The 25548-nt window shown below is 63.4% G+C and carries 19 protein-coding genes; 11 read left to right on the forward strand and 8 right to left on the reverse strand.

Features of this window, described 5'->3' with window-relative positions; all coding sequences use genetic code 11:
* Positions 1-29: 29 nt before the first annotated feature.
* A complete protein-coding gene (locus tag FJQ55_RS04975) occupies positions 30-716 on the reverse strand; it encodes an ArsR/SmtB family transcription factor (protein WP_140826576.1) in 687 nt (228 codons plus the stop codon).
* A gap of 168 nt (positions 717-884) precedes the next feature.
* Between FJQ55_RS04975 and FJQ55_RS04980 the strand changes: the two genes are divergently transcribed.
* The 5 genes from FJQ55_RS04980 to FJQ55_RS05000 all read left to right on the forward strand — a co-directional run bounded on the left by FJQ55_RS04980 (position 885) and on the right by FJQ55_RS05000 (position 4495).
* The gene (locus FJQ55_RS04980; protein WP_140826577.1) at positions 885-1214 is read left to right on the forward strand and encodes an NIPSNAP family protein; all 330 of its coding nucleotides are present in this window, start codon (positions 885-887) and stop codon (positions 1212-1214) included.
* On the forward strand, positions 1211-1555 hold the full coding sequence (locus FJQ55_RS04985; protein WP_140826578.1) for an antibiotic biosynthesis monooxygenase family protein: 345 nt from the start codon (positions 1211-1213) through the stop codon (positions 1553-1555). Before FJQ55_RS04980 ends, FJQ55_RS04985 begins: the two co-directional genes overlap by 4 nt.
* Positions 1556-1675: 120 nt before the next feature.
* The gene (locus FJQ55_RS04990) at positions 1676-2098 is read left to right on the forward strand and encodes a DUF1284 domain-containing protein (protein ID WP_140826579.1); all 423 of its coding nucleotides are present in this window, start codon (positions 1676-1678) and stop codon (positions 2096-2098) included.
* A 124-nt stretch (positions 2099-2222) separates the two neighbouring features.
* Positions 2223-2600, forward strand: a complete 378-nt coding sequence (locus FJQ55_RS04995; protein ID WP_140826580.1) for an MmcQ/YjbR family DNA-binding protein — start codon at positions 2223-2225, stop codon at positions 2598-2600.
* A 764-nt stretch (positions 2601-3364) separates the two neighbouring features.
* Positions 3365-4495, forward strand: a complete 1131-nt coding sequence (locus FJQ55_RS05000; RefSeq protein ID WP_140826581.1) for a site-specific DNA-methyltransferase — start codon at positions 3365-3367, stop codon at positions 4493-4495.
* A gap of 261 nt (positions 4496-4756) precedes the next feature.
* Here the strand turns inward: FJQ55_RS05000 and FJQ55_RS05005 are convergent, their stop codons facing one another.
* From FJQ55_RS05005 to mutY, 3 genes are all read right to left on the reverse strand, one after another.
* Positions 4757-5119: a nuclear transport factor 2 family protein gene (locus FJQ55_RS05005; protein ID WP_140826582.1), complete on the reverse strand. Its 363-nt coding sequence runs from the start codon at positions 5117-5119 to the stop codon at positions 4757-4759.
* Positions 5120-5390: 271 nt separating this feature from the next.
* Complete coding sequence (locus FJQ55_RS05010) at positions 5391-6002, reverse strand: HAD family hydrolase (RefSeq protein ID WP_140826583.1); 612 nt, start codon at positions 6000-6002, stop codon at positions 5391-5393.
* 3 nt (positions 6003-6005) lie between these two features.
* Positions 6006-7091 (reverse strand): A/G-specific adenine glycosylase, encoded by a 1086-nt coding sequence (gene mutY, locus FJQ55_RS05015; protein ID WP_140826584.1) that lies wholly within the window; start codon positions 7089-7091, stop codon positions 6006-6008.
* A gap of 160 nt (positions 7092-7251) precedes the next feature.
* Here mutY and FJQ55_RS05020 point away from each other — a divergent pair, with 160 nt between their 5' ends.
* From FJQ55_RS05020 to FJQ55_RS05030, 3 genes are all read left to right on the forward strand, one after another.
* A complete protein-coding gene (locus FJQ55_RS05020) occupies positions 7252-7773 on the forward strand; it encodes a DUF721 domain-containing protein (RefSeq protein ID WP_140826585.1) in 522 nt (173 codons plus the stop codon).
* 293 nt (positions 7774-8066) lie between these two features.
* Positions 8067-10271, forward strand: coding sequence for an SLC26A/SulP transporter family protein (locus FJQ55_RS05025; protein WP_140826586.1), 2205 nt, complete (start codon positions 8067-8069; stop codon positions 10269-10271).
* A 166-nt stretch (positions 10272-10437) separates the two neighbouring features.
* Positions 10438-12717, forward strand: coding sequence for a SulP family inorganic anion transporter (locus tag FJQ55_RS05030; protein WP_208758180.1), 2280 nt, complete (start codon positions 10438-10440; stop codon positions 12715-12717).
* Between the two features lie 32 nt (positions 12718-12749).
* Here FJQ55_RS05030 and FJQ55_RS05035 read toward each other — a convergent pair whose 3' ends face one another.
* The 3 genes from FJQ55_RS05035 to FJQ55_RS05045 all read right to left on the reverse strand — a co-directional run bounded on the left by FJQ55_RS05035 (position 12750) and on the right by FJQ55_RS05045 (position 18916).
* On the reverse strand, positions 12750-14894 hold the full coding sequence (locus FJQ55_RS05035) for a CHASE2 domain-containing protein (protein ID WP_140826588.1): 2145 nt from the start codon (positions 14892-14894) through the stop codon (positions 12750-12752).
* Positions 14895-14977: 83 nt separating this feature from the next.
* Positions 14978-17506, reverse strand: a complete 2529-nt coding sequence (locus FJQ55_RS05040) for a FecR domain-containing protein (RefSeq protein ID WP_161596944.1) — start codon at positions 17504-17506, stop codon at positions 14978-14980.
* 9 nt (positions 17507-17515) lie between these two features.
* The gene (locus FJQ55_RS05045; RefSeq protein WP_140826590.1) at positions 17516-18916 is read right to left on the reverse strand and encodes a tetratricopeptide repeat protein; all 1401 of its coding nucleotides are present in this window, start codon (positions 18914-18916) and stop codon (positions 17516-17518) included.
* A 358-nt stretch (positions 18917-19274) separates the two neighbouring features.
* On the opposite strand from FJQ55_RS05045, the gene FJQ55_RS05050 reads away from it, so the two are divergent.
* The 3 genes from FJQ55_RS05050 (at position 19275) to FJQ55_RS23630 (ending at position 24124) form a co-directional block, all read left to right on the forward strand.
* Complete coding sequence (locus FJQ55_RS05050) at positions 19275-20012, forward strand: DsbA family protein (RefSeq protein ID WP_425467504.1); 738 nt, start codon at positions 19275-19277, stop codon at positions 20010-20012.
* A gap of 222 nt (positions 20013-20234) precedes the next feature.
* The gene (locus tag FJQ55_RS05055; RefSeq protein ID WP_140826592.1) at positions 20235-23699 is read left to right on the forward strand and encodes a chromosome segregation SMC family protein; all 3465 of its coding nucleotides are present in this window, start codon (positions 20235-20237) and stop codon (positions 23697-23699) included.
* On the forward strand, positions 23696-24124 hold the full coding sequence (locus tag FJQ55_RS23630) for an Ivy family c-type lysozyme inhibitor (RefSeq protein WP_246085024.1): 429 nt from the start codon (positions 23696-23698) through the stop codon (positions 24122-24124). Before FJQ55_RS05055 ends, FJQ55_RS23630 begins: the two co-directional genes overlap by 4 nt.
* A gap of 11 nt (positions 24125-24135) precedes the next feature.
* Here FJQ55_RS23630 and FJQ55_RS05065 read toward each other — a convergent pair whose 3' ends face one another.
* Positions 24136-25302 carry an MFS transporter gene (locus FJQ55_RS05065; protein ID WP_140826593.1) on the reverse strand — a complete coding sequence of 389 codons (1167 nt, stop codon included), beginning with the start codon at positions 25300-25302 and terminating at the stop codon, positions 24136-24138.
* Positions 25303-25548: the final 246 nt, after the last annotated feature.

The following is a 25548-nucleotide window of genomic DNA, read 5'->3' on the forward strand; positions in this document are numbered from 1 at the left end:
TCAAGGTGTCGCCTATTCCCTTGTGTCTTTCAGCCCGGCAGGGGGAACAGCGCCAGAAACTGCCGCTCGCCCTCGCGTGAGAAGCGGATGATGCGGCTGTCCTCAACGCGGCGCGCTTGGCCTTTGTCGAGAAAATGCGAAAGAAGTGCCGCGCCGAGTGTGCCCGCGAGATGTGTCCGCCGCTCGCTCCAGTCGAGGCAGGCCCGGCAGAGCGGACGGCGCCGGGCCCTGAGGCTGCCGATATCGAAGCCCCGTGCTCTCAGCAGGCGCTCGCCCTCAGCTGTCAGTGTCAGCGCTTCGTCCTCGGCTTTGATCGCGCCTTGGGCAATCAGGCTGTCCAGCATCCGCACGCCATAATCGCCGGCGAGATGGTCGTAGCAGATCCGCGCTTTCCGCAATTCCGGCTCCTTCGGCCCGATCCGGTGCCGCAGCGCCCCACGGCTTGCGGCAAAACCCATCAAGCTCTCGATCATCGCGCCAACCTCGTCATCGGCCAGTGCGAAATAGCGGTGCCGCCCCTGCTTGCGCGGCAACAGCAAACCGCCCTCCTGCAGTTTTGCCAGATGCGAACTCGCCGTCTGGACCGTCACCCCCGCCGCCCCCGCCAGCTCGGTCGCCGTCAGTGCCTTGCCGCCGAGAAGCGCGAGCAGCATGTTCGATCGTGCCGGATCGCCGATCAGCGCCGCGATGCGTGCAATGTCGGGACCTTCCGCCATGATGTCCTCCGGTTGTTTCTGGCAGCATTATCGCTCCCAACTGTAGCAGATGCTTCGATGGTCGTCGAAGTGTGCTATTTATTGGCTCGCCTGAAACTTCGATCCCGATCGAAGCATCACCCGGTGCCGTCATGCCAGAACCGCCTCGTCATCAACGAGGACGCTTTCATGATCACCTGCATCATCCGCTATCACATCGACCCGTTCGGCCGCGACGACTTCGCAACTTACGCCCGCAACTGGGGCGAGGCGATCCCCCGCTGCGGCGCCGATCTCATCGGCTATTTCGCCCCGCATGAGGGATCGGCGACCACCGCCTATGGCATCTACAACATCGAAAACCTCGCAGCCTACGAGGCCTATCGCACAAGGCTCGCCGCCGATCCCCTCGGCAGGGCCAACTACGAATTTGCCAGGAACGCCCGCTTCATCCTGAAGGAAGACCGGCTCTTCCTCAAAAACGTCTCGCATCCGCCGTCCCGGACGCTGCAGCCATGATCGCCGTCATCTTCGAAGTCACGCCCTTCATCGGCGAGCGCCACCGTTACCTCGATCTCGCCGGCGACTTGCGCAGGCAACTGGAGGCGACCGACGGCTTCATCTCCGTCGAACGCTTCGAAAGCCTCACGACCCGGGGAAAACTGCTCTCGCTGTCCTTCTGGCGCGACGAAGACGCCGTCCGCCGCTGGCGCGAGACGCCCGACCATCGCGCCGCGCAAGGGGCAGGTCGCGGCGGCTTGCTTGCTGATTACCGGCTGCGTGTCGCCCATGTGCTGCGCGATTACGGGCTTGCTGAACGTGAGGAGGCGCCTGAGGACAGCCGGGCGAGGCATGGCTGAGCGCGGGTGGCGGTTCCGGCCTTGAGCCCGCCTGGCAATGAAGATAATCCGTTCCGGCCACCACCTCGCCGCCCCGACTGTTTTGTCGGAACGGGGACCAACGCCATTTCGGAAACCTCCATGACCGTCCGGCTCCGCCCCCACCATCTCCTATGCATGCTGACCTATGTCGGCAAAGGCTATTCGCCGGCCTTCGTCGAGAATTACGAAGCGATCGCCGCCCGTCTGTCGTCCGGCGAGGAGATCGAGCTGGTGGCCGGGCCGGACGATATCTGTGCACCGCTGACCGCAGATGCAAAGGCCCATTGCCATGGACCGAGCGTCGTGGAGCGCGACCACGAGGCGGCCGTCGCCGTCGCCCGCCTGCTCGGCAGCCCGCTGCCGCTCGGCGCCCGCATCACGCCAACCCCGGCTCTCCTCTCCCGCCTCAGAAAAACCTTCGCCACCGGAGAGATCCGCACCGCCTGTTCCGGCTGCGAATGGTCGGGGCTTTGCGATCATGTAGCAGACGGTGGTTATGTCGGCGTGCGGGTGGAGATGTAGGCTGGTGACTTCCCTTCTCCCGCCTGCGGGGAGAAGGTGCCCGAAGGGCGGATGAGGGGCAGATGCCCCAGCAGATGACACGTCCGGCGACCTCTGGCAGACTGCCCCCCCCTGGAGGCCCATCATGATCACCCTCGACACCCTGCGCCAGATCATTCTCGCTCTGCCGACAACGGAGGAAACCACCTCCTGGGGATCGCCCTCGTTCAAGGTCAACGGCAAGGCCATGCTCTTCTGGAACCCGACCCATGACTGTCCGGTCTTCAAGGTGCCCTTCGAGGAGCGCGACCACCTGATCGAGATCGATCCCGACACCTTCTTCACCACCGACCACCACCGGCCGCACCCGATGGTGCTCGCCCACCCTAATCACCTCGACATCGAATGGGCGCGGGAAAACCTCACCCGCGTCTGGCGGGCGCAGGCCAAGAAGGCGGTGGTGAAGGCTTGGGATGCCGGGCGGTGGCGGGCTTTTCTCCCCGGCGGGGAAGGTGGCGCGTAGTGCCGGATGAGGACCGCTCCCTCCGGCCGGTCGCTTCCTCAGCAAGGAGATTTGGTCCTGCTCCGGGGATATGCCTGCAGGCTCTTCCAGGCTGAATGAATTTCCCTCCTAGAGACCTGACCCGGCTCAAATGTCAGTACACGAGCAGGAGTTCCGGAGCAGGCTCTTTTAATGACTATGTTCACGGGACCATGGATGAAGACGTAACGGCCAAGATCGACGCAGTTTGGCTGACCTGTTTCGATGGGGGTGCCGTCTGCTGCGCATCGATTGGGGTACGTGAAAATCTCTGCCGTTGCATTGAGCCGGCTGAGAGCAGCGCTCTCGCTAAAGATCTCCCAAACGAAGTAAGATGCTATCGCGACGATGGCGAAAAAGGTGCCCACTCGGATCAGGCCGACAGTCACACGTGGTCCATCGCAGTCATCCCGCGAAGTTGGCTTGCGGAACTTACGCGACAATTCCAATTGTTTTGGACTTTGCGCAGATGAATTCGAGCTAAACGCGATCGCTTGCGCAGCGCCTTCAGTGATGGGTGGTCGAGAAGAGCTTGGGGCAAGCGGTTCTCCTGTCGCTGGCTTGTAACCACGACAACAGTGCTTCATGCAGTGGTTGCCTGCAAGCGGCGTTTCTACTTTTCGGGATCGTCTGCCCCCCATCCCACCCCCGCACAAATTCTCTCCCCCTCTTCACGCTTCAGTAACCAACTTCGGTAACCATAAGCCTCGTGTCCCGTGCTGCGTCAGCGTAAGAGTGAGTAACCGATGGCTTCTGTATTTCCGATTGCCGAACTCCGCCGTTCGTCCGACCCGCTTGCCTGGGTCGACAGCATCATCAAGGGCGATTGCGTGTCCGCCCTCGAAGCCCTTCCCGACAAATCCGTCGACGTCATCTTTGCCGATCCACCGTACAACCTGCAGCTTGGCGGCGCCCTGCATCGCCCGGACCAGTCGCTCGTCGATGCCTGCGACGACGAATGGGACCAGTTCGCCTCCTTCGAGGCCTATGACGCCTTCACCCGCGCCTGGCTACTCGCCTGCCGCCGCGTCTTGAAGCCGACCGGCACGATCTGGGTCATCGGCTCCTACCACAACATTTTCCGCGTCGGTGCGACGTTGCAGGACATGAATTTCTGGATCCTAAACGACATCGTCTGGCGCAAGACCAACCCGATGCCGAACTTCAAGGGCCGCCGTTTCCAGAACGCCCATGAAACCATGATCTGGGCCTCGCCCGATCCGAAGGCCAAGGGTTACACCTTCAATTACGATGCGATGAAGGCATCGAACGACGACGTGCAGATGCGCTCTGACTGGCTTTTCCCGATCTGCTCGGGCGGCGAGCGGCTGAAGGGCGACGACGGCAAGAAGGTCCATCCGACCCAGAAGCCGGAAGCGCTTCTCGCCCGCGTCATCATGGCGTCGACCAAGCCGGGCGACATCGTGCTCGATCCCTTCTTCGGCTCCGGCACGACAGGGGCCGTTGCCAAGCGCCTCGGCCGTCATTTCGTTGGCATTGAGCGCGAGCAGGACTATATCGACGCGGCCTCCGCCCGCATCGCCGCCGTCGAGCCTTTGGGTAAGGTCGAACTGACAGTCCTGACCGGCAAGAAGGGCGAGGCCCGCGTCGCGTTCAACACGCTGGTCGAAAGCGGCCTGGTCAAGCCCGGCCAGGTGCTGACCGACGCCAAGCGCCGCCATTCGGCGATTATCCGCGCCGATGGAACGCTGGTTTCGAACGGCGAAGCCGGCTCCATCCATCGTCTCGGCGCCAAGGTGCAGGGGCTCGACGCCTGCAACGGCTGGACCTTCTGGCACTTCGAAGAAAAGGGCGCGCTGAAGCCGATCGACGATCTGCGTACTATCGTCCGCGCCGGCATGAATAAGCTCGACTGAGGTTGCAGCCGGTGAAGACAATTGGCGCCTGCCGATCACGCTGGCGCCAATCCCCGGCACGACATGTCGGCAATGCCGCGTCATCCTCGGCCCCCGTGCCGAGGATCTGCCAAGGTTAAATAAAAATCAAAGGGTTGTAGATGCTCGGGGCAAGCCCGAGCATGACGAACGAGAAGGCCGGCGCCTTCTTTCAACGACCACCCTGTTCCCAGTCGCGCGTTTTCTCGTTGGGTATGGCGCCGAAGGCGGCCGACGTGACCCTCAGACTTTATAGTCGGTCACATCCACCGAGATGATCTTGCCTTCATCGTTGAAGGTGATCGTCTCCTCACCGAAACGCACAAGCGGCTCGCCCGTCTCCGAATGCGTCGCCTTCAGCCGCCACACGGCCCGCGCCGCCATCGGCGACACCGCCTCGGTCAGTTCATCGACGGCCACTTGGTCGGGATAGGTCTCGAAATAGCGCCGGAACGCCGCCATGATCTCGGTCTTGCCGGAGAGCTGGCCGACCTTCACCGATCCATAGACGGCATCCTCGGCAAAGAAGGCGTCGATCGTGTCGAAGTCGAGCGCATTGATCGCCTCGTGGAAAGTGCGGGCAGCAGAAACGGGATCGAAAGACATGAATTCTCCGGAGACGGCTTAAGAGCAGGTGAGGGGCGGGAAGAGCAGGCGCGGAATCGGCGCCTGCCTTTGTGACGAGTTTACCGTATCTAGTCACAGGGAACAGTTTCGGACAAGCCGATGGCCGTAACACCGCTTCACACATAAGCGGACGTAACGTCAGTCGATCGACGCCGACCGCAAACAATTCGGTCGTTCGCGACCGAACTGGCGCGGGTTGGGGTCCGCCAACTCCACCCGCGCCTATTTTTCCCAACTTATGAGACGCCGATCAAACCTCGACGCCCAGCGCCCGCAGATCCGCCTTCAGCTGTTCGGCGCCGGTAAAATGCACGGCCTGCCAGCCGGCAGCGCGGGCACCTTCGACGTTCGGGAGGCTATCGTCGATGAAGACGCTGTGCGCCGGCTCCAGGCCGAAATCCGTGGCATGACGCTGATAGATCGCCACATCCGGCTTGATCAGGCCCACTTCGCCTGACACCGTGACACCGCGTGGTGCATTCAGGAACGGATACATCTTTCGGGCTTCGGCAAAAGTATCGGCAGCGAAATTGGTCAGCATTGTCACGTCATGGCCGGCCTCGATCAGTCCCGTCATGACGGCGACGCTGTCCTCATAGGCATGCGGCACCATTTCGGACCAGTAGCGGCGAAAGGCGCGGATCTGCTCCTCGTGCTCCGGAAATTCGTCGATCAGCAGGTCTTCGGCCTCCGCCCAACTGCGGCCGCGATCCTGCTCGATGTTCCAGTCATGGGTGCAGACGGTCGCGAAGAATTCCGCCCGTTCGTCCGGATCGGGGATGATCCGCTGAAACGGCAGGTTCGGATCGTAATGGATCAGCACCTTGCCAATGTCGAAGACGATGTGGCGAATCTCGGTCATGTTTTATCCCTTGGAAGTTGGAAAGGCCGTTGGAATAGCCGCCACAATTGCCTTCTTCATGACAGTCGGCAGCGCTTCCCCATCAAGTTCCACAACGGGAACCCAGAAACCGTGATCGCCCGCAGGCAGGTTGATCGGTCCGGCCCTGAAAATCGAGAGCCTCAGTTCGAAATGGGTGAAGACGTGGCTGATCGCGCCGGCCGGCTGCCAGTCGGCGGGGAAGGGGGCGGCGTCGGTGCCGGTTTCGCCATCCTGCCGCGACGTCCAGTCCGTCGTGGGCACTTCCGTCATGCCGCCCAGCAGCCCGCTTTCCGCCCGCTTGCGCAGCAACAGCCGCCCATCCCGGTCGACCGCGATGAAAGCGGCCCCCAGCCGCACAGGCTTTGCCTTCTTCGCCGCCTTGACCGGAAAGCGCTCCGGTTCGTCGGAGGCAAGCGCCATGCAGGCATCATTGAACGGACAGAGCGCGCAGGCCGGGCGCTTCGGCGTACAGATCGTCGCGCCCAGATCCATCATCGCTTGGGCAAAATCGCCCGGCCGGTCGGTCGGGGTGAGTTCGGCCACCTTCGCCTTCATCTGCGGCTTCGACCCCGGCAGCGGCGCATCGATGGCAAAGAGCCGCGAGATCACCCGCTCCACATTGCCGTCCATGACCGCCGAAGGACGATTGAAGGCAATCGCAGCGACCGCCGCCGAGGTATAGTCGCCGATGCCGGGCAGCGCCCGCAAACCCTCTTCCGTGTCGGGGAAGACGCCGGCATGTTGAAAGGCCACGGCTTCTGCGCATTTCTTCAGATTGCGCGCCCGGGCGTAATAGCCGAGCCCCGCCCAGGCGGCCATGACATCCTCGCTCGGCGCCTCAGCCAGATCCGTCACCGTCGGCCAGCGCTCAATGAACTTGGCAAAATAGGCCTTCACTGCCGCAACCGTCGTCTGCTGCAGCATCACCTCCGACATCCAGATGTGATAGGGATCCGGGGTCACACCCTGTTTTGAGGCATGAGGTGAGATTCGCCACGGCAATTCACGGTGGTGGCGGTCATACCAGGACAACAATGTGCGGGCATCCGGCTTCGTCTTGTGATGCATTCCGTTTCCGTCTACCTCTGTCCGAAACATGGGCCATGTCTTCTATGCATCTATTCGACAGACCGCCGGCTGAAAACAATCTTGCAGTCTTCCCTGTCGTTTTGTCTCGCGCCCGGGCAATGCCTGCCGAACACATGCGCTTGAACAGGATCGGTTGACCATGGAAAGCCGCAGTTTCACCCGCAAGGGTGCCAACCAGATCTCCGAAATTGCCAATGGCATCGTCGATCCGGTGCTGGCGCGCCGCGCCGGCATCAATACGGCGCTTCTCGGCTCCTGGGAGGATATTGTCGGCGAAAGTTTTGCCGATTGCACCCGACCGGAAAAGATCGCCTGGCCCAGGCGCGGCGATCTTGCCGAAGACGGTGGTCACCGTCCGGGTGTGTTGACCATCGCCTGCGAAGGCGCCCGGGCGCTTTTCCTCTCTCACGCCCAGGGCGAACTGATCGCCCGCATCAACGGCTTTTTCGGCTATCCCGCCATCGGCCAGATCCGCATCCTGCAGAAACCGGTCTCCAATGCCGCCCTGCGCCGCCCGGTCCCGAAGAAGTTGCAGGGCGAAAAGGCGCGGCATCTGGAAACCCTTATGGAGGGGATCGAAAGCGACAGCCTGCGCCGCGCAATCGAGCGCCTCGGCACGGCGGTTCTGTCCCGCTCCAAGGGTCCGAGCGGCCCTCGCTGAGGCGCGGGCCAGGTCTTTATCAACCCTGAAAGCCAGCGCGGTCGACTGCTTTTCAAGGGAAAACGAAAATGCTGCACTGCAGCGACCTTTTCTGGGCTGATCAGCCAGGTGCCGTTGCTGCCGATCGTAAGTGAGGTTTACCAATATGGGAACGCCCCGGTTGCGGGGCGCCTCCTGTATGAGATGCCCAGGTGCCCCTTAACACGCCGACAAGCCAGCCTGGACCTTTACCCGACGCTGCGTCAGAGCCCACGATCGGCAACGCCACGGACGCGCCGCAGCAACCGGCATGCATGACAGTCCCATCCTCCGTCCCGTCGAATCGTTCAAATAACCTCGCGGCCTCGCTCTTCTTTGCCCTTATTGCCGGCATGGACGGGCTCAGCACCAGTATCGCCTTTTCAGCCCTCATCTTCACAGGCTCGCTTGCCGCAGGCTTCGGCATGGGCGTTGGTCTCATTCTGTTGTCCAGCCTCGTGCTGGTTCTTGCAATGGCCTTGTTCAGCTCCCATCCGGCGAGCATCGGTCAGGTACGCAAACCGAGCGTGGCCATCCTTGCGGCCGCGATCGCCGGGATAACCTCGACCATGTCGGACGCCCCGGTCGAGACGAAGATCCTCACCGCTTTTGCCGTCCTGGCGGTGAGTGGCCTCGTCACCGGCATCCTCTTTTGGATCTTCGGCGCCTTCCGCTTCGGCAGATTGATACGCTTCCTGCCCTATTCGGTTATCGCCGGCTTCCTGGCCGGCTCCGGCGCGCTGATGGTTGAGGGCGCAGTCATGATGGTGCTCGGCGAGGGAGGCTTTGCGGGTCTGATCCAGCCTCAAGGTCTTCCGGTAGCGGGCAATCTGATCGTCTCATTTTTGTTTGCCGCAATCCTGCAGGTGAGCCTGGATCGTCTTTCCCATCCGGCCACCGGCCCCATCGTCATGCTTCTGGGCGGTTTGCTTTTCTACGGGCTTCTCGCAAGCCTCGGGGTGCCGGTCGAGCAGGCCCGGCTCCTGCACTGGCTTCCGGCCATGCCGACAGCCCAGGGTCTCAACCTGCCGTCGCCGCTCGAAACCCTGTCCGGGGCGGATTGGCTGGCCGTCGCACAAACCCTTCCAGCCATTGCCTCCGTCGTGCTGCTCAGCATGATCGGCCTTCTGCTCAATACCAGCGGCCTCGAAGTCGCCACACGCCGCGAGATCGATGCGGACCGGGAAATGCGCACCGCCGGCCTCGCCAATATTGCCGTCGGACTGCTGGGTGGACCGCCCGGCTTTTCCAGCCTGTCGATGACCATGCTCGCCAATCGCATGGGCGCGCGCACGCGGTTGGTCGGCCTTGCTACTGCGGCGGTTCTCGTCGTGATGCTGCCCTTCGCCAGCCAGCTTGCCGGCATCATGCCGATCTTCATCGCCGCCGGCCTGATGATGACGCTCGGCTTCGAATTGCTGCACGACTGGCTGTGGAAAGCGCGCCGGAAACTATCCGTCAGTGAGTGGCTGACCGTGCTTGCCATTCCGCTCGGAATGGTCGCTTTCGGCTTCCTCGGCGGCATGGGCCTCGGCCTGGCTTTGTCCGTGGTGACCTTCGTCTACAACTACGCCAGCCTCTCCGTCATCCGGGCCGAAACCTCGAACCGCGAACGCCGATCGAGCGTCGACCGCCCGATCGTGGAAAACCAATTGCTCGACCGGGAGGGCGACCGGGTTCAACTGCTCGAACTGCAGGAGTTCCTCTTTTTCGGGACCGCCGAACATGTGATGGATCGTATCCGCCGGCGCCTGCGCGACCAGGCGCGGCCGAAACTTGGCCACGTCATCATCGATTTCCGCCGCGTGAGCGGCATGGACGCGGCCGCCGCCGTGACATTCCTCAAGACCCGCAATCTCGTCGCCGGCAGCGGCGCAGTCCTGGTCCTGTGCGGTTTGTCGACCGAGATCGAAAACACGCTCCGCCGCAACGGTGTGGATCTCGATGACGACCCGGCGGTGTGGCTGATGGACAACCTCGATCAGGCCCTGGCGCGTTGCGAACAGAGCCTGCTCGAAGCCTTGCCCCGCGAGGAAGCCTGGCAGGATGTCGAGGATTGCCTGGCTCGGACGATCGGGCCAAACGAGCGGCTTCACGATCTCGTTGCAGTCATGCAGCGCATCGACTTCGCCGCCGGGGATCGGATCATCCGCGCCGGCGAAAGCGGCGATGATCTATTTCTTCTCTGGAAGGGCCGGGCCAAGATCCAGGCCCGCCTGCCGAATGGCCGGACCTTGCACCTGCGCACGGTGATGCCGGGCGTGGTGCTGGGCGAAATCGCCCTCTACCGGGAGGGACCGCGCACCGCCGACGTGGTGGCCGAACTGCCCTCCACCGCCTACCGCCTCGCACGCGCAGACCTTCTTCAGCTGGAACAGTCGGATCCGCAGCTCGCCGTGCTCGTACATCTGCTTTGCGCAACGGCGCTTTCGGAGCGACTGACCATCGTCAACCGCGTGATCCAGGCGCTGCACGAATGACCTTAACCGCTTGGCGCAAAGGGTTTCCAGCTTCTGCATTCGCAATCGGCCAAGTTTGGGCGGATCGGGGGCAGGCCCGTTGTCGGGCCACGGGGCCAAGGCTACCAATCCATCGTACTCCTCGCCCCACTGGCGCATGGACCGCCCGCTTGCAGGAATGGCCACGGTGAACGTCAGCACCACCAAATTCGAGCCGGAACTTCCCGTCGACGCCCTTGTGCCGGGACCGGACGTCGTGGCGCCCCGTTTCGTTCCGAAGGGACGGCTTGCGACCGCGGCCGCGCCATTGCTCTTTGCGGCAATCGCCGGCATCGACGGTCTCGGCACCAGCATCGCCTTCGCTGCCCTCATTTTCACAGGGCCACTGGCCGCAGGCTTCGGCATGGGTGTCGCGGTCATCCTGCTCTCCTGCGTCGTCATCGCGTTGCTCATCGGTCTGCGCAGCCGCTACCCGTCAAGTGTAGGTCAGGTGCAGGAGGCAAGCATCGCCATTCTCGCCACGGCCATTTCCACCGCCATGGCGGCACCGGCGCTCGTCGAGGGCTCGCAGGCCCTTCGGATCGACACCGCCTTTGCCATTCTCGGAACCAGCGCGGTCGTGACCGGCGCGATCTTCTGGATCTTCGGCATCTGCCGTTTCGGCAAGCTCGTCCGTTTCATGCCGTTTTCGGTAGTCGCCGGTTTCCTGGCCGGTTCCGGTTTCTTGCTGATCCAGGGGGCTGTGATGATGATCGTCGGCGATCGCTCTTTGTCCGATCTCCTCATCCAGCCGCTCGGCCACCAGGCGCTCGCCAACCTCTACATCGCGCTGATCTTCGCCATCGTGCTGACGCTGGCGCTGAAGAATTCCAGCAATCCTGTGACGGCTCCTCTTGTGATGCTGGTGGGCGCCCTCTTGTTCTATGCCATGCTGGCCTTCATCGGCGTAACCTCCGAAGAGGCACGGCTGATGCAATGGTTGCCATCCATGCCGCCGACCTCCGGTCTGCATTTGCCGTCGCCGCTCGGCATCGTCTCCGGTGCCGATTGGGGCGTGGTCGCCCAGGCGCTGCCGGCCATTGCCTCGGTGGCGCTGCTCAGCATGGTCGGCGTGCTGCTCAACACCAGTGGCCTTGAAGTCGCGACCCGCCGGGAGATCGACGCGGATGCCGAACTGCGCATCGCCGGCATTGCCAATCTTCTGGCAGGCGGTTTGGGTGGTGCCCCCGGTTTCAGCGGCCTCAGCATGACCTTGCTCGCCAACCGCATGGGAGCACACAACCGTTGGGTCGGGATCGCAACCGCCGTCGTGCTCTTGGTGATGCTGCCCTTTGCCGGCCAACTCGCCGCCGCGATGCCGAATTTCATCGCTGCGGGACTGATGCTGACCCTCGGATTCGAACTAATCCATGACTGGCTCTGGGGCGCGCGTCGGCAATTGCCGGTGAGCGAATGGCTCGTTGTTCTCGCCATTCCCGTCGGCATGATTGCCTTCGGCTTCATCGGCGGCATGGCGCTCGGGCTTGCCCTCTCCATCGTCACCTTCGTCTACAACTATGCCAGCCTCTCTGTCATCCGGGCGGACAGCTCGGGCCGCGAGCGGCGCTCCAGTGTCGACCGGCCGATCGCAGAAAATGCGGTGCTGGCGCTGGAGGGCGAGCAGGTTCAGGTCCTCGAACTGCAGGAATTCCTCTTCTTCGGCACGGTCGAGCAGATCATCGGGGCCGTGCGCCGACGGCTCAACGATCGCACGAAGCAATCGCTTCGCTTCGTCATCCTTGATTTCCGCCGTGTCAGCGGCATGGACGCCGCCGCCTGCGCCGCCTTCGTGAAGATCCGCAACATGCTGGTGGCAAGCGAGGTGACCTTGCTTGTCTCAGGCATGAACGCCAAGGTGGAGACGGCACTGAGGCGCAACGGCCTCGACGTCGTCGATGATCCGAGCGTCCGGGTCGAGCGCGATCTTGACCATGCTCTGGAACGCTGCGAGGAGCGGCTTCTTGCAAGCCTTCCCCGCGAGGCAAACTGGAACGACGTCGAGGACTATCTCGCCCGCACCATCGGCCCCAATGCACGTCTGCAGGATCTTGTGGCTGCGATGGAAAAAATCGAGCTTGAGCCTGGTGATCGGTTTATCCGTGCCGGCGAGGCTGGCGACGATCTTTTCCTGCTGTGGAAGGGGCGCGCCAAGGTCGAGGCCCGCCTGCCCAATGGCCGTCGCCTGCGGCTGCGCACCGTCACGCCCGGCGTGGTGCTGGGGGAAATCGCGATCTATCGCGGCGGCCCGCGCACGGCCGATGTGGTCGCCGAAGTGCCCTCGACCGTCTACCGCCTCGTGCGCCAGCAATTGCGCCATATGGAAAAGTCCGATCCGCAACTGGCGCTTCTCGTGCATCGCCTCTGCGCCACGACGCTTGCCGAACGCCTCACGATTGCAAATCGCGTGGTTCAGTCGCTGCACGAATAGAAGACCGAAAATTGTAGCCGAAGAGCGAGTCGTTACTTGCTCTTCGCGGTAAACACGCCGTCCCAGTCCCCGGGCGCCGTCTCCGGCAGGGCGGCCAGCCGCTCGCGATAGAGCGCATGCGTGCCAGAGAGCGGGGTCTTCGGTTCCAGCGCGAACGCCTCGATCATCTGCCGGCAGGTGGCAAAATCTCCGGCCTGCCAGGCATCGATGAAGGCATCGTGCCGAGTCAGAAGCGGCGCCAGATCGGTGAGAGCCGGATCACCCTCGCGGCCGAGCAGCGTATAGAGACGAACCGCCCCGCGGCGTCCGACGACCCTCACGCGATCGACTTCGGCGAAGACGAAGCCCGGTGATCGCCGGCTGACCTCTTCCGTCACCAGGATGGTCACGTCGTACAGCTTGGTCATCCCCTCGACGCGCGAGGCGAGGTTGACGCTGTCGCCGAGGCAGGAATAGCTGAAGCGCTGGTCTGAACCCAGATTGCCGACGCAGGCCATGCCGGTGTTGAGGCCGATGCCGATCTTCAGCGCCGTGCCGCGCTCGCGGTTCATTGCCTCGAGCGCCTCGACCATGGCGAGCGCCGAGCCACAGGCTTTGGCCGCATGGTCGGCGATGTCGAGCGGCGCATTCCAGAAGGCCATGATCGCATCGCCGATGTATTTGTCGATTGTCGCCTCGCGCTCCAGAAGCACGTCCGTCATCGGCGTCAGGAAGCGGTTGAGCAGGGCCGTCAGTTCGGTGGGCGTCAGGCTCTCCGACAGAGTCGTAAAGCCGCGGATATCCGAAAACAGGATCGTCAGTTCGCGGTCTTCGCCGCCGAGCTTCAGCCCTTCCGGGTTTTCCGACAGCCTCTCGACCAGCGTCGGCGACAGATAGCGACCAAAACTTTCGCGCACGAAGCGCTTCTCGCGATGCGTCAGCATCAGGAGCAGGGGAAGGGCGGTGAGCAGCACCGAGGCAAGCCCGCCGAGCGGCAGCAGAGGATCGAACAGGACCAGCGACTTCGAAAAGGCGAACCACGAGACGGCGCCGATCATGGTAGACAACAGCACTGCGGAAAGCACCGCCATCGCCGGCGAACCGAGCGCCAGTACCGCGAGCAGCAACAGCCCCGCCACGACCGCCAATCCGCGTTCCGCCCCGATGATCCAGTCCGGCCGCTGCAGGAAGACGCCGCTGGCGATCTGGTCGATGATCTCCGCATGCACCTTCACGCCCGGCATGGCCGGATCGACGGGTGTCGCAACGAGATCGCGCAAGCCGACCGCACTGGTGCCGATGAGGAGAATACGGCCTTCGATTTGTGCGGTGAGTGTGGCAGCCTTGGACGGATCGAGCAGATCCGCCGCCGAGATGACCGGCATCGCTGGCAGTCCGGAATAATAGATCCACATCTCCCCGCCAGGCCCCACCGGGACCTCCAGCGCGCCGACCCGCAGGTCCGTCATGGCGAGCCGCCCGCCGCTGGTTGCCGAACGCACGATGAAGGATCCGGCCTGCTGGGCAATGCGCAAGGTCTCGATGGAGAGCGCCGGATAGAGCTTGCCCTGCGCCGTCGAGACGAGCGGAAAGCTACGGATGATATTGTCGGCAGAGGGCGGGAAGGAGAAATAGCCGATCGCCGAGGCCGCATCGCTGAGGACCGGCAGGTTGGACAAGGCGCCGGAATAGCCGGAAAGCGACTTGGCCGGGTCTTCGCCCAGAAAGGAAAAACCTGCCTTGGGGGCAGTGACCGGCGCCTGGGACTCATTGGTGAGCGCAATGCCGAGCGCCACCGCATGGCTGCGTGTCGCCTCGGCAAGCGCAAGGTCCGGATCGGGAAGCGAGGTGGCTGCAATGTCGAGCGCCACGCCCTGGCGTCGCATGTTTTCGATCAGCCGCGCCGGTGCCGTTCTATCCGGCTCGGAAAACACGATATCGAAGCCGATGGCGGCAGCACCGAGCGCGCTTGCCTGCGTCACCATGTCAGCCACCACGCTCCGCGACCAGGGCCACTGGCCAAGCTTGGCGATCGACGCCTCGTCGATGTCGATCACCACCACAGGCGGATCGGTCGCTTCGCGCGGCTTGATCTGCTGGTAGCTGTCGAAGACGAGCGCGGTCAGGCGAAAGGCCTGATCGGCAAAGACGGCATGAAAGGTGATGAACCCGGTCAGCGCTGCGGCCCCGATCAGCATCACCCCCAGCCTGCGCCGCTGCGACGACGACAGCCGCCGCAAGCCCGGCCGACCCTGATCCTGCCGCGCCGCCACAGCCCGCCTTACCGGCTGCCGGCGAAGATGCCGGTCGATGACCAGGTGCCGTCTTCAGCTGTGAAGCTGCCCATGATGCCGGCGACCGGGTCTGTGCCGTTGGAGGCAAACGCGCCGGTGACGCTGGTTGCAATACCGATCATGGACGTACTGGTGAGGCTCGACACCGACGTGTTACCCGACTCGAAGCTGACTTCCGCACCGAAGGTGTCCTTGTCGTCGTAATTGCTGATTTCGATAGTTCCCGTCCGAGCGCTGAAATCCATCGTCGCGTTGAGATCCCCGGTGGCGATGTATTGCGATCCATTGTTCACCACAGTGCCTACGGCATTGCCGGTATAGGTGGCGGTGCCGCCTGTTTGATGCACCTGCTCTACCTCCGCATCTGTCGGCCTCTCCGCGATAATCCAGTTGCCGAGATGAACGGAGCTGGTGCTTTCGGGACCTTCTGCCTGTCCCCACCAGCCCCAGGTCATGAATTCGCAGCTGGAGCAGATCTCGCTGGTGGTGCTTCCGTCGGTGTTCTTGAAGATTTCCGCCGGCACGACCTCTGAGGATACGATGTAGGAGCCGTCGATTTCGCCAGCAGCCGCGATCAGTTGATCATTGAGATAGGCCGTCTGCGAGTTGATGGACGACATGTAGACCTCGTTCGTGTCGCCACTGTCCACGCCATCCACGTCGATGGCGCCGGTAAAGCTGTTTGTCGTCCCGTCGATGTTCCAGGAGACGGTGCCCGAGGCGAGCTCGGTGCTGCCGGAGCTGGTCACCGCGCCGGTCGCGAAGCCCGTTACCGTCGTGTCGGCAAACGAGCGCGTCCCGTCTGTTTCTGTTGCGGTGTCGTCGCGGCTGACGACATTGGCGCCTGAGTTGAGGTAGGTCCCACCAAGACCGCCATTTGCTGTGGCGTCGTAGGTCTCCCCGCTGCCGACGATCACCATGTATTCGCCGTCATCGCCGAAGAGCTGGTCGTCGCCTTCACTGCCGCCGATGGTTTCCGCGGTCGACTGCTCGTTCGTCACGCCCGTATTGGCGTCCGTTACATATCCTCCCGAGCTGAGTGCGGTCAGGCCGTTACCGCCATTTGTGAGTTCGGCAAACGTGCCGGCTGTAACGTTGATCGCACTCGTCTGGTCGCTGCCCTCGCCGCTGATCGAAAGGGAGGCCTGAATCGCTTTGCCGACGATTGTATTGCCGGAACTGTCGGTTCCCGATGCTCCGACGACGAGCAAGTCGCTGGAGATTACATCGCTCGTGTCAAGCGCGAGAGCCAGGTCCGGGTTGACAGCCCCGATCGTGACGGCCCCTGACGCCGGGTCTTCGCTCACCACGTAATGCAGCACATCGGTGCCGTTGAAGGTCGACGCCATGCTCGCACTCTCGCCACCGACCACGTAGAAGGGCTTGTCGTCCGTCGTCGAGCGCATCAGATAGGCGATGAAATCGCCGCTGCCGGCATAGGCAGAACCCGTCAGGCTGCCGAGCACCGAGCTTGAGCCCGTAACCGTTGCGCTCGTCAGCGTTTCCGAAGGAGTGATTCCGTCCAGGGAAAAGGTATTGCCGTCGCCATCCGTGCCCGACCACGAGCCGTCACTCTGCCGGGTCATCTGGCCATAGCCGCTGCTGAGCTCCGCATCGCCCCAATTGTCGACGGTCTCATAAACCACCCCCACAGACCCGTCCCAGCCATCTGCCTCCGGTCGCGTCGTGTCGCGTGTTGAGTCTGCCGCAATCTGCTCCGGTGACGTTACCGGCAGCGGCCGTGGCTGCGGAACCGGAATGCTGTTCTTCGCCGGCGGCTGTTGCGAGTTGTTGTTGGCCACCTGGCTGTTGCGCACGCTGTTATCTGTCGGCAAGGTCTGCGCGCCGCCGGTCTGGCCAGGACGTCCGGCGAGATATTGCTGCAGGCTGCTCACCCAGAGCGGCGGCGTGCGCTTGACGCTGTTGCCGCCATTGCCGGCTACGATCGAAAAGCCCGGACGGAACACGCGCTCGGAACTGCCACGACTGTTGAGCTCCACCTGCTTGCCGAAGACCAGCGAGACATGCGGCGGGATCACCTGGCCATCAGCGGTCTTGCCGTCAAGATTGATGTCGACCACGGCGCCACGGATGCCGGCCGTGCCGATCGGGGTATTGATCGTGACGTCGCCGCTCGCCTTCGAGGCCTTGCCGCCGATGAAGCGCAATGCGCCCTTGGTCATGGTGGCCGCAAGCGACGCCGTCTGTTTTTCCGGGTCATAGACGAAGCTGTCGATGACGATGGAGGAATTGGGCCCGACGGTAAACGAGGTGCCGTCGGCCAGCAGGATCTGCACCAGGCCCTGCGGTCCGGTCTCGATGCGCTGGTTGCGCACCACCGGGTCGCCAAGCGAGATCAGCTTGCGTTTGCCGCTGGGCTCAAGTGCCGATGCTGTCGGGTTCACCGCTGCGGTGACGCCGGCGACATTGGTTTCCGCATGGCTCAAAGAGGCGCCCGAAACCAACATGGAGACAGATGCGGCGAGAAGTGCAGAGCTCGACAGGATGCGGTTCATGGTCATCTCCTAGAAGCTCGACTGGATGCCAAAGGACACACTGATGTTGTCAAAAGTCTTGATGTCGTAGTTTGACCAGACCTTGCGGTAGCCCGCCTCCGCCACCAGTGCCACGTGTTCGTTGAACGGTACGATCTGCCGCAGGTTGACGCTGAACTCGGTGTCCTGCTGGCTCTCGTTTGCATTGATCATGGCATCCGGAGCGTCATAATTGCGCCGGGAGAGGCCGCTGTCGAGGGCCAATACCCAGGCCGGACCCTCGCCCACCGGCGAGGCGAAGCGCCAGGCACTGCCAAGGCCGAGACCCACTTCGGTCGACGAAAGATATTCCGCTTCGGCGCTTCGGCGGGTGGCCAGAAGCCGCGCCGACAGATTGAAATCTTCGGTGACCTGCCGCGAATAGGAAAGCTGGCCGTCGAAGCGGTCGCCGGTCTGGTATTCCGCAGTCTTGCGCGATTTCGTGTTGTTATAGTCCTCGTAGCGATATTCGACCTGCGCCCCAATACCGTCGCTCGGCGTCACCTGCCAGTTGAACACGGTCGAAGCCCCGATTGAGGCGAGATAACGATCGCCCTCGATCAGAACGCCGCTCGAGAGGAGGAATACCGAGAGCGAGCGGTCGTCGAGGCCGAAGCGGGCCAGATCGAAGGTCGGCCCGACAAAGGCTTCGAGCGCGCCCGTATTGAGCGTGTCGCGGTCCCGGTAGCCGGCGGTATAGCCGGAAAGCCCGGCTTCGATGGCAATCCCCTGTTCGTCAAGTTCGTGGCGATAGCGCACCGAACTGGTGAGGAATGCATTGAAGTCTTCACCCGCGACAGTCAGGCTGTCGAGCGTATAAGGTAGGCCATTCAGCGTCACGGTGGAATTGCCGGGACCGGCATTGGCATTGCTCTGATAGCGGATGCCGGCCCGCACCATGCCGGTCAACGAGTTTGGCGCTGCCCGCTTGTCGATCGCCGCGAGATATTCCTCGACCTTGGCCGCCACCTCCGGCGGCACATTGCCGGCAGACTGCGCGCCTTCGAAGTATTGCCGCGCGGTTTCATAGGCCCCGAGCCGGTAATAGAGCACACCGAGTTCCAGCTGCAGGCGCGGCAGGCCGGGGGCATAGATCAGCATCCGCTCCAATGTCGACACGGCACCTTCGAGGTCGCCTGCCTGCGATGACAAAGCTGCATATTGAAACGCCGTATCCAGATCGTCCGGCTGCGCCATCATCCGGGCGAACAGCGTCTTGCGTTCGGCCTCGATCGCCTCCAGGGACTGCCCCGCAGGGCGCGGCACGACGTTCTGGGAAGACTGGGCAAGGGCATCAACAGCGCAGAACGACAAGCTGCACGCGACCAGCATGCCGCTTATGGGGAGTGCCGGAAAAAAGAGCTTGCTGAAACTACGGGATGAGAAAATCATGACGGCAACTCTTTACAGCGGACGGATGAAAGGCATTTACGATGAGTTGAACCTAAGTATGAAGCAGAGAAACGAGCCCTCAACGGCCAAGTTTGGGGCCTTCCCCGCCGAAAACACGCCTGCGTCACATCTGTAAAGCTGCAGTGCAGCAAGGGCAAGAGCCGGTCACGCGCCGTCGCATGTTGCCTGGGTCGCTCCCGGCACCTCGGTCAAGACCCGGATTGGGCGCGCGTTCTGTGCAAAAAGGTCACGGAACTTTGATTTTTCTCCTCGGTCCCCGCCTTGTTTGCCGCAATCTGGCGTTATAACGGTTGAGCCCAGAATAAACGTCATTCCAACAGGTAAGAGACCGATGTCGATGTCTGAACTCACGATCACCAAGCGCCGCCTGCTGAGCGGCATCGCCATGGCCGGCGCCGTCGCCGCCCTGTCGGCCTGCAGCGAGGAAAAGTCGGCGAGCGCCGAACAGCCGGTGCCGGCGGTCAGCAACGAGACGACGGCCTCGACCACCTCGGCGGAAATGCCGAAGTCCGATCGCGATGTCGACATGGAAGCCGCCCTGAAGCCTGGCCCGCTCAAGGAAATGGCGCTCGGCGATCCCAATGCGCCGGTGAAGATCATCGAATACATGTCGATGACCTGCCCGCACTGCGCCCACTTCCACGAAACGACCTTCGACGCGATCAAGACCAAGTATGTCGACAGCGGCAAGGCCTACTTCGTGCTGCGCGAATTCCCCTTCCCGCAGGACACGGCATCGCTCGCAGCCTTCATGCTGGCGCGTTGCACGACCGAAGACAAGTTCTTCCCCTTCGTCGGCATGTTCCTGAAGCAGCAGCGCGCCTGGGCGGCCCCTGATAACGGTGATGTCCGCGCCGCCATGCTGCAACTGTCGAAACTCGGCGGTTTTACACAGGAGACCTTCGACGCGTGCTTGACGAACGCGAAGCTTGCCGGTGATGTGACGGCAGTCCGCGACCGCGGTGCACAGGAATTCGGCGTCAATTCGACGCCAACCTTCCTGATCAATGGCAAGGCCTATTCGGGGGACATGTCGGTTGACTCCATGTCGGCCCTCATCGACAGCCTGCTCTGATCGACGTTCCGTTCTGACGACGGGCGCCGACGGCGCCTTTTATCGCTCTTCTCCCCGTTCACGGGGAGAAGCTGCCGGCAGGTCAGGCGCAAAGTTTGCGCCGGGGATGAGGGGCAAATCCCTGTCATCGCGTGCGGTTTTACATCACGGCAAACACGGCCCCTCATCCGGCCCTTCGGGCCACCTTCTCCCCGCAAGCGGGGCGAAGGGGAGGCTGTGCCGATGAAATTCAATCGCCTCCGGCTCCTCGGCTTCAAGTCCTTCGTCGAGCCCTCCGAATTCGTCATCGAACGCGGCCTGACCGGCATTGTCGGGCCGAACGGCTGCGGCAAGTCGAACCTTGTCGAGGCGCTCCGCTGGGTCATGGGCGAAAACTCCTACAAGAACATGCGCGCGTCCGGCATGGACGACGTCATCTTCTCCGGCTCCGGCAACCGCCCCGCCCGCAACACGGCCGAAGTCGGCCTTTATCTCGACAATTCCGACCGCACCGCACCCGCCGCCTTCAACGATGCCGACGAAATCCAGGTGACCCGCCGCATCGAGCGCGGCGCCGGCTCCGTCTACCGCATCAATGGCAAGGAAGCCCGCGCCAAGGATGTGCAGCTTCTCTTCGCCGATGCCTCCACCGGCGCCCGCTCGCCGTCCATGGTCGGCCAGGGCCGCATCGGCGAACTGATCCAAGCCAAGCCTCAGGCGCGCCGGCAATTGCTCGAAGAAGCCGCCGGCATTTCCGGCCTGCATTCCCGCCGCCATGAGGCCGAACTGCGCCTGCGCGCTGCCGAAACCAATCTCGAGCGGCTGGAGGACATCACCGCCCAGCTCGAAAGCCAGATCGAGAGCCTGAAGCGCCAGGCCCGCCAGGCCAACCGTTTCAAGCAGCTCTCGGCCGACATCCGCGCGCACGAGGCCATGCTCCTGCACATCCGCTGGGCGCAGGCGAAGCAGGCCGAAGGCGAGGCGGAAAGCGCCCTCAACCAGGCCATGTCCATCGTCGCCGAAAAGGCCAACCACCAGATGGAAGCCGCCAAGCTGCAGGCGGTGGCGAGCCTCAAGATGCCGGAACTGCGCGAGGAGGAGGCGAAGGCCGCCGCCGCCCTCCAGCGCCTGCAGATCGCCCGTTCTCAGCTCGACGAGGAAGCGAGCCGGATTCTGCGCCGCCGCGACGAGCTCACCCGCCGCTTGGCCCAGCTCGACGAGGACATCCGTCGCGAGGAGCGTCTGGTGTCGGAGAATGGCGAGGTCATTCAACGGCTCGCCGAAGAAGAGGCCGAACTCGAGGAAATCCTCGCCGATGCCGGCCGCTTTGGTGAAGAGGCTAAGCAAGCCTTCGAGGCAGCCGCCGCAACGCTCGCCGATAGCGAACGTGACTTCACCCGCCTGACCGCCGAGCGCGCCGAGGCAGCCGCCGGCCGAAACCAGCTGGAACGCGCCATCCGCGATCTGACCGAACGCCGATCGCGTCTCGAACGCCAGGTCTCCGACGCTTCCCGCGAACTCTCCGAGATCTCCGACCGCATCGCCGCACTTCCTGATCCGGACGAGAAGCGCGAAATGGTCGAGATCGCCGAACAGGCCGTCGCCGACGCCGAAAGTGCGGCGATGGAAGCCGAGGCTGCACTCAACGAAGCGCGCCGCACGGAAGGCCATCTGCGCCAGCCGCTCGAAGCCGCGCGCGCCCGCGTCAATGGTCTGGAGACCGAAGCCCGCACCATCGCCCGCATCCTCGCCTCGACCACGACAGGCGATTTCCCGCCGGTTGCCGACGAGCTCTCCGTCGATCGCGGTTATGAGACGGCGCTCGGTGCCGCCTTGGGCGACGATCTCGACAGCGCCCTCGACCCGTCGGCCCCCGCCCATTGGCACGGCAATGGCGACGGGGCAGGGGATCCGGCGCTACCGTCAGGCGCAAAACCGCTCATTGCCCATGTCCGCGCCCCTGCAGCCCTGACCCGAGCGCTGCGCCAGATCGGCGTGGTCGAAGACGCCGATGCGCTGCGCCTGATGGCAGACCTTGCCCCCGGCCAGCGCCTCGTCACCCGCGATGGCGCCGTTTATCGCTGGGACGGCCATGTCACCGGCGCTGACGCCCCGAGTGCTGCCGCCCTGCGTCTTGCCCAGAAGAACCGCCTCGCCGAAATCGAGATCGAGACCGAGGAAGCCCGCGACCAGATGGTCGAGGCCGAGGAGCGCTTGGCCGAAGCAGTCGACGCCATCCGCGCCGAAGAAGCCCGCTTGACCGATGCCCGCGACCGCAGCCGCCTCACCATTCGCCAGCTCTCCGAAGCCCGCGAAGCCCTGGCCCAGGCCGAACGCGCCTCGGGCGACCTCATCCGCCGCCGCGAGGTGATCGAGGAGGCGGTCAACGGTCTGAAGGCCCAGATCGAGGAGATCGTCGAGCAGGAAGAAACCGCCCGCATCGAGATGGAGGAGACGCCCGACCTCTCCGCCCTCGATGCCCGTCTGCGTGACGCGGAAAGCCTGGTCGCCCGCGATCGTGGCCTGCTCGCCGAAGCCCGCGCCCGTTTGGAAGGGCTTGCCCGCGAAGACGAAATGCGCCGCCGCCGCATCCTCTCGATCCGCCAGGAAAAGCAGAACTGGCAGAACCGCGCGAACTCGGCCGAAGAACACATCGCGACGCTGCGCGAACGCGAAGCCGAGGCCCGCGAGGAGATCACTGATCTCGAAATGGCGCCCGACGAATTCGAGGACAAGCGGCGCAACCTGATGACCGCGCTCGACAAGGCCGAGAAGGATCGCCGCGAGGCAGCGGACCGTCTGGTGGACGCCGAGACCCGCCAGCGTGAAGCCGACCAGAAGGCCGCTGCGGCACTCGCCGAACTCGCCGAATCCAGGGAGAAGCGCGGCCGCGCCGAAGAGCGTCTGGTCTCCGCCAAGGAATGGCGCATCGATGCCGAAACGCGCATTGCCGAAGCGCTCAACGTTCCCCCGCACGAAGCTTTCCGCCTGACAGGCCTGAAGGATCCCTCGCAGATCGGCGACCTGCGCGAGGTGGAGCGCAATGTCGACCGGCTGAAGATGGAGCGCGAGCGCCTAGGGGCCGTCAACCTGCGCGCCGAGGAGGAACAGAAGGAGCTCTCGGAAAAACTCGCGGCGTTGATCAAGGAGCGCGACGACATTATTGACGCCATTCGCAAGCTGCGTGGCGCGATCCAGAGCCTCAACCGCGAAGGCCGCGAGCGCTTGATCGCCGCTTTCGACGTGGTCAACGCCCAGTTCCAGCGCCTCTTCACCCACCTCTTCAACGGTGGCACGGCCGAACTGCAACTGATCGAAAGCGACGACCCGCTCGAAGCCGGTCTCGAAATCCTCGCCCGCCCGCCGGGCAAGAAGCCGCAGACCATGACGCTGCTCTCCGGTGGCGAACAGGCGCTGACCGCCATGGCCCTGATCTTCGCCGTCTTCCTCACCAACCCCGCGCCGATCTGCGTGCTCGACGAAGTCGATGCACCCCTCGACGACCACAATGTCGAGCGCTACTGCAACCTGATGGACGAAATGGCCGCCTCCACCGAGACCCGCTTCGTCATCATCACCCACAACCCCATCACCATGGCCCGCATGAACCGCCTCTTCGGCGTCACCATGGCGGAGCAAGGTGTGTCCCAACTCGTCTCCGTGGATTTGCAGACGGCGGAGGCGCTGCGCGAGCGGGATCTGGTGTGAGGGGTTTCCTGCTGACAGTGCTGACGGTTTTCCTGATCGGTCCCGCCGCCGCTCAGGATGTGACCGCCGGTCTTCCCGATACCTCTCTCTCCGGCAACTTCCTGCCCAAGGTTCTCGAGACCTCGGCGGCCCACCGCGAGAGTTTGCTGGGTATGATCAAGGGCAAGCCGGGCTTGCCCTTCTGGGTGCGGGCGCTGGTGCGCCAACCGCAATATGTCGCGCTCGCGTCCGAGGAAGTCGCCGTGTCCGGTGAGAGACGGCAGAAGTTCAGGGCTTGCGAAGCCGGCCATTGCGAGGCGAGCTGGCTGGTGATCGTGTATTCCGCCGATGGCAAACACGCGGTGCTGAAGGTTTCCGATGCCAAGCTCGGCGTCAAATTCTTCGGCAATCCGACCCCTGATGAATTGGCCGCTCTGGCGGATTGAGAGGGTCCGCGTCAGGCGTTAGCTTCGGGCGCCTTCGCCACCCGGACCGGCAGTGCCGAGCTCGCAAAAATCGACCCCAGAATGAGCGGCAGGCAGACGAGATAGGCATTTCGGATGCCGAAGGCTTCGGCGACAAAGCCGAGCAGTGGCGGTCCGAGGAAGAAGACGACGAAGGCCATCTGCGCAATCGCTGCCACATTGACCACCGCCGGACGATCGGTCCGTTGCGCGGCGGCTGACACCGCCATCGGATAGACCGCGCTGCAGCCGGCCCCCATCAGCGCGAAGCCGAGAAGCGCCACATAGGGATGGGGCGCGAGCCATGCCATGGCGATTCCCACCGCCGCGACCGAGAGCAGCACCCGCCCGACGAGCCGCGCGCCGTGCCGGTCGACCACCGGATCGACCGTGAGCCGGGCGAGCGCCATGAAGAAGGCAAACAACGTGAGCCCGGAGCCGGAAATGAAAGGCGAGACGTCGAAGACTTCGTTCATGTAGATCGTCGACCAGTCGATGCCCGCGCCCTCGATCAGGAAGGCCGAGGTGCCGATGATGCAGAGCGGCAGAAGGCCGAGGGTGGGCAGGGCAAAATGCGGCTGCTTCTCCTCGGGCCCGGCATGTACGAGATGCGGCGCATTTTTCATGCCAGCAACCGTGACCGCCCCGATCACGAACATCACCGCCAGCAGCACGTGCATATGCGTCTGCATGGTGATCTCCGCCTGGCGGACCAGCGAGGCGGTGACGGCGGTGACGAAGAAGCCGAGGCTCCAGCAGCCATGCGCCCGGTTCATGATGCCGAAGCCGATCTGCGCTTCGATCCGCCCGATCTCGACATTGAGACAGATCTCCAGTGCGCCGGCCAGCAGGCCCATGATGAAGAGTGTCGCGAAGACCAACGGCGCATTGGGAAGAAGCGGAATGATTGACAACAGCGCCATGACACCGAGCAGCGAGATCGCGAGCGTCGTGCGCGTGCCGAGCCGGACGATCAACGGCGAGGAGAAGGTCAGTGAAATCAACGATCCGATCGCCATGCCGATCAGCGTCGTGCCGAGTTCCGCCTTGTTGACCGAAAGCTGCGCCTGCAGGTCCGGCAGCCGCGAAAACAGCGAGCCGGTGGACATGGCGAACAGGAAGAAGGCGATATAGACGCGAAACTGCGGGGGAAGATGCATCAGGACGACTCGATTTGTCAGACAACCGGGCACCGACGTGCCAGCATTCGCCCGGCAAGTCCAGCCGCGAGGGACGTCGATCGGTTCGCCGCCGGAAAAGGGCTCATGAGCTGGTGCTGTTCGCCGAGGCATATGGCGCTGAGGGAGCATGCCTCATACAAGCCGTCATCCTCGGCCTTGTCCCGAGGATCTCTGAAGGGTGGCGATGAATGGGAGCTCTAAGCGAAGGCCATAAGCATCAAGCAA

The sequence above is a fragment of the Rhizobium glycinendophyticum genome, assembly GCF_006443685.1.
Lineage (GTDB): Bacteria > Pseudomonadota > Alphaproteobacteria > Rhizobiales > Rhizobiaceae > Allorhizobium > Allorhizobium glycinendophyticum.

Excerpts from the sequence above, each read along its gene's own strand:
- FJQ55_RS04975 (WP_140826576.1), bottom strand. The coding sequence starts at position 716 with ATGGCGGAAGGTCCCGACATTGCACGCATCGCGGCGCTGATCGGCGAT.
- FJQ55_RS04980 (WP_140826577.1), top strand. The coding sequence starts at position 885 with ATGATCACCTGCATCATCCGCTATCACATCGACCCGTTCGGCCGCGAC.
- FJQ55_RS04985 (WP_140826578.1), top strand. The coding sequence starts at position 1,211 with ATGATCGCCGTCATCTTCGAAGTCACGCCCTTCATCGGCGAGCGCCAC.
- FJQ55_RS04990 (WP_140826579.1), top strand. The coding sequence starts at position 1,676 with ATGACCGTCCGGCTCCGCCCCCACCATCTCCTATGCATGCTGACCTAT.
- FJQ55_RS04995 (WP_140826580.1), top strand. The coding sequence starts at position 2,223 with ATGATCACCCTCGACACCCTGCGCCAGATCATTCTCGCTCTGCCGACA.
- FJQ55_RS05000 (WP_140826581.1), top strand. The coding sequence starts at position 3,365 with ATGGCTTCTGTATTTCCGATTGCCGAACTCCGCCGTTCGTCCGACCCG.
- FJQ55_RS05005 (WP_140826582.1), bottom strand. The coding sequence starts at position 5,119 with ATGTCTTTCGATCCCGTTTCTGCTGCCCGCACTTTCCACGAGGCGATC.
- FJQ55_RS05010 (WP_140826583.1), bottom strand. The coding sequence starts at position 6,002 with ATGACCGAGATTCGCCACATCGTCTTCGACATTGGCAAGGTGCTGATC.
- mutY (WP_140826584.1), bottom strand. The coding sequence starts at position 7,091 with ATGCATCACAAGACGAAGCCGGATGCCCGCACATTGTTGTCCTGGTAT.
- FJQ55_RS05020 (WP_140826585.1), top strand. The coding sequence starts at position 7,252 with ATGGAAAGCCGCAGTTTCACCCGCAAGGGTGCCAACCAGATCTCCGAA.
- FJQ55_RS05025 (WP_140826586.1), top strand. The coding sequence starts at position 8,067 with ATGACAGTCCCATCCTCCGTCCCGTCGAATCGTTCAAATAACCTCGCG.
- FJQ55_RS05035 (WP_140826588.1), bottom strand. The coding sequence starts at position 14,894 with ATGCTGATCGGGGCCGCAGCGCTGACCGGGTTCATCACCTTTCATGCC.
- FJQ55_RS05040 (WP_161596944.1), bottom strand. The coding sequence starts at position 17,506 with ATGAACCGCATCCTGTCGAGCTCTGCACTTCTCGCCGCATCTGTCTCC.
- FJQ55_RS05045 (WP_140826590.1), bottom strand. The coding sequence starts at position 18,916 with ATGATTTTCTCATCCCGTAGTTTCAGCAAGCTCTTTTTTCCGGCACTC.
- FJQ55_RS05050 (WP_425467504.1), top strand. The coding sequence starts at position 19,275 with ATGTCTGAACTCACGATCACCAAGCGCCGCCTGCTGAGCGGCATCGCC.
- FJQ55_RS05055 (WP_140826592.1), top strand. The coding sequence starts at position 20,235 with ATGAAATTCAATCGCCTCCGGCTCCTCGGCTTCAAGTCCTTCGTCGAG.
- FJQ55_RS05065 (WP_140826593.1), bottom strand. The coding sequence starts at position 25,302 with ATGCATCTTCCCCCGCAGTTTCGCGTCTATATCGCCTTCTTCCTGTTC.